Annotated in this window: 2 protein-coding genes; both read left to right on the top strand. The window is 35.5% G+C overall.

Annotation, left to right across the window (positions count from 1 at the left end; genetic code table 11):
- The first annotated feature begins 145 nt into the window (after positions 1-145).
- Positions 146-2,449 carry a helix-turn-helix domain-containing protein gene (locus V7097_RS19755; RefSeq protein ID WP_335705361.1) on the top strand — a complete coding sequence of 768 codons (2,304 nt, stop codon included), beginning with the start codon at positions 146-148 and terminating at the stop codon, positions 2,447-2,449.
- Positions 2,450-2,484: 35 nt separating this feature from the next.
- Entirely contained in the window at positions 2,485-3,384 is a 900-nt protein-coding gene (locus tag V7097_RS19750) for a pectinesterase family protein (protein ID WP_335705360.1), read from the top strand.
- The last annotated feature ends 111 nt before the right edge of the window (positions 3,385-3,495 follow it).

The raw sequence follows: 3,495 nt of genomic DNA, 5'->3' as shown, positions 1-3,495 counted from the left end.
TACTAATATTATGAACACAATGTGACATAATGATTATTCAATTTATATATAACTACAACTATAATAGAAGAGCATTCAAATATTACAGGGATATTACAAATGTAATAATCATCCCCTCACATTTGAATAGATTTGGAGTGATTACATGAAATTCAAACTACCAGGAAGTTTCTTCCATAGAATGATTTTATTCGTGAGTATTTTGGCCATTATACCGGTCATTATTGTTGGAATATTTTCATTCATTCGTTCTACTTCTGTTGTAGAAAATTATGTTGCCAAAGAAAAAGAGCATAGCGTGTACCAAATCCAAACAAATGTCGAACAGGTTATTAAGTCGGTTGATCAGTCCTTAACTCAATTAGCATCTTCGTCAAAAATAATTGAATCCTTAAGGGAACCACTTACAACACGACAGTTCCAGCTCTATAACCAGTTAAGAGACGACCTAAGTCATCAGCAAACATTTGATACTCGTTTAACAGATGTTGCACTTATAAGTTTCCAAAACAACTGGCTTGTTAATAACTATGGATTGCAACGAATTTCTGAAGCTCAGCTTCATGAACTTTTAGATCGCTACCTTTCCCTTAAGACAAGCTCTGTTTGGCTATTAGAAAAAAACACGAATGACCCCTTGTACAAACAAGTGGCCTCCCGTGCTTGCGGCTATAATTTAAATTTGATTAAGAAAATACCGGTCGTCTCATCTAATACAACAGGAATGATTATCGCAAATATACCGACATGTAGTTTTCGTGATATCTTACAAAAGGACGATTCTTTAGAAACCTTTTACATTCTAGATGAAAATGAAAACGTTGTCCTCCATAATGATACAGAGAAAGTTGGACAAGCTTTCGAATATCATGATGTCCTAACCGAAAACACATCGATTAAAAATGATACTGGTCAATTTACCATTACATCAGACAATACAGATTATCTATTTACCTATCGAAAATCGTTTTACAATGGCTGGATCTATGTCTCCATTGTCGAGCTTAATGAGTTGACAGCGCAGTCTAGGTCGATTGGATGGTTGACGCTTGCTATCACATTGTTGATAGCTGGAATTTCGTTATTATTGGCGTTATTTGGTAGTAGGATTATCTATCAACCTATTAAACAATTACAAAATGTCATTTTACATTCAATCACCAATAAAGAAGAACGCGATGATAGAAATGAATTCGTCTTTATCGAAAACCATGTTAAAGACATGCTGACGCAAAACGATATTTTGGAAAAATCATTGCAAAATCAAATTAATCAGCTAAAGCAATTTTTTATGCACCGGCTCTTAACTGGCAAAGTTACAGAAGAAGAACTGGAAGGTAGAATGAAATATTATGGTTATAATTTAGATTATAAATGGCTTAGTGTGCTAACTGTTCAAATCGATAGTCTTGAGGGAACTTCATACAAATCAAAAGAAGAAGATGTATTATTATTTGTTATCAATGGTCTCGTTGAAGAACTAATCCCAAGTGACGAGCGAATGATGCCAATCGTTAACAAACAAACTCAAGTCACCTTATTATCAAGCGATATTGAATCAAAAACTGAGTTTAATCAGTATGTAAATGTTATCGCTGAAAAAATCCAGAAAAAGGTAAGGGAAGAATACAGTATTCCTGTCAGTATTGGCGTAAGTGAACCATTTAATGATGTTCTTGAGACAAGAACCGGTTATAAAGAAAGTCTCGAGGCACTTAAATATACACTAAAATTTGGCACTGAATCGATTATCTTCTTTGAAAATCTTGAAATTGGCAAAGGATTACACACCTATTTCCCTAAACGAATTGAAAATGAACTATTTGATTCAATCAAGGTTAACGACAAAGAGAAAGTATATGACTTACTCAACGAGTTAATTGACGAAATCTTCTCCGATGATTTAAATCATGTTCAATATCAAATTTCATTAGTGCGTTTCTTAAGTGATTTAATAGAGTTGATGCATACATTAGCAATAAACGTTCTAGATTTAGAAGACAATCGCTCGATTTTTGAAACGATTTATGAACAGAAATCGAGAGAAGATGTGAAGGAATGGTTTATAACTGTGGTGATTGATCCTCTTCTTCAAAAAATTGAGGATCGATCTGAATCACAATATAAGTCTATATCAGAAAACATTGTTCATATTATCCATGAAGAATTTGAATCTAATATTACACTGGACATGATTGCGAGTAGACTTCATTATAACCCGAACTATTTGAGTAGCATTTTTAGAAAAGAAATGAACATATCGTTTAGTGAATATTTATCAATGTATCGAATCAATATGGCAAAAAAATGGCTTGCTGAAACGGAGATCTCTGTTAAAGATATCTCAGATAAACTGAACTTTAACAACTCACAGAACTTTATTCGCTCCTTTAAGAAAATCGAAGGAACGACACCTGGTAAATACCGTGAATCTGTGAAGGCTCAGTAGAAATAGAATAGGATCTAACAAAAGGAGACACACTTATGCAAAAAATAATTGTCTCTCAAAATGGAGATGGGGATTTTACGACGATCCAAGCCGCTATTAATGCGGTTCGGGTCTTTCCATTGGAACATGTGAGGATTGATGTAAAAGAAGGTATATACGAGGAAATCATAACGGTACCTGAAAACAAACCCAATATCTCCATCATCGGTGCTGGAGAAAACAAAACGATTATTACGGGATGTAAATACGCCCGCATGAAAACTGAGAATGGCAGTGAAATCGGGACATTTGAAACGGCTGTTTTTCATGCATTTGCAGACCTCCTTCATTTGGAACATCTAACGATTCAAAATGTCGCTGGTTTCGGTGATGAGATTGGTCAAGCACTTGCACTATATGTAGCTGGTGACAAGTGTATGTTTAAACATGTAAGGCTACTAGGAAATCAAGACACTCTTTACACATCTAAGGGTAGACATTATTTTTCAAAGTGTTATATAGAGGGGCATGTCGATTTCATCTTTGGTTCAGGTGTTGCTGTTTTTGAGGATTGTACGATCCATAGCCTCCGAAAAGGCTTTATTACCGCTGCTTCTACTCCAGAGGAAAATGAATTTGGCTTTTGTTTCATAAATTGCAAATTGACTGGATCCAAAGAAGCAATGGAAGTTTATTTAGGTCGTCCATGGCGACCTTATGCCCAGACAGTATTTATCAATACTTGGATGGGTGAGCATATTCATCCACATGGGTGGGATAATTGGCGAAATGAAGAAAATGAAAAAACAACTCGATATTTTGAATTTGGTAGTTCAGGACCCGGAAACAAATCCACCAGAAGGGTTACCTGGGCAAAACCATTAACCAAAGAGCAAGCTGCCAAATACAGTTTAGAAAATATCTTCCATTCAAAAGATTCATGGTTACCAAAATAAGCTCCCTTATTATTTGGGTACACGCTTACTGCTTTTTAGCCCGAGCGTGTGCCGCAAAGTACTTCTTACGGGACATGCTTACTGCTTTTCGGAACGAGCGTGTACCGCTAA

Origin of the sequence: Bacillus sp. JJ1562, assembly GCF_036962705.1 — a bacterium.
Lineage (GTDB): Bacteria > Bacillota > Bacilli > Bacillales > Bacillaceae_L > Ferdinandcohnia.
The sequence above is the reverse complement of the archived record's forward strand: the minus strand, read 5'-3'. Positions and strand labels throughout refer to the sequence as shown.

Coding starts and splice junctions, on each gene's coding strand:
- V7097_RS19755 (WP_335705361.1), top strand. CDS start 146: ATGAAATTCAAACTACCAGGAAGTTTCTTCCATAGAATGATTTTATTC.
- V7097_RS19750 (WP_335705360.1), top strand. CDS start 2,485: ATGCAAAAAATAATTGTCTCTCAAAATGGAGATGGGGATTTTACGACG.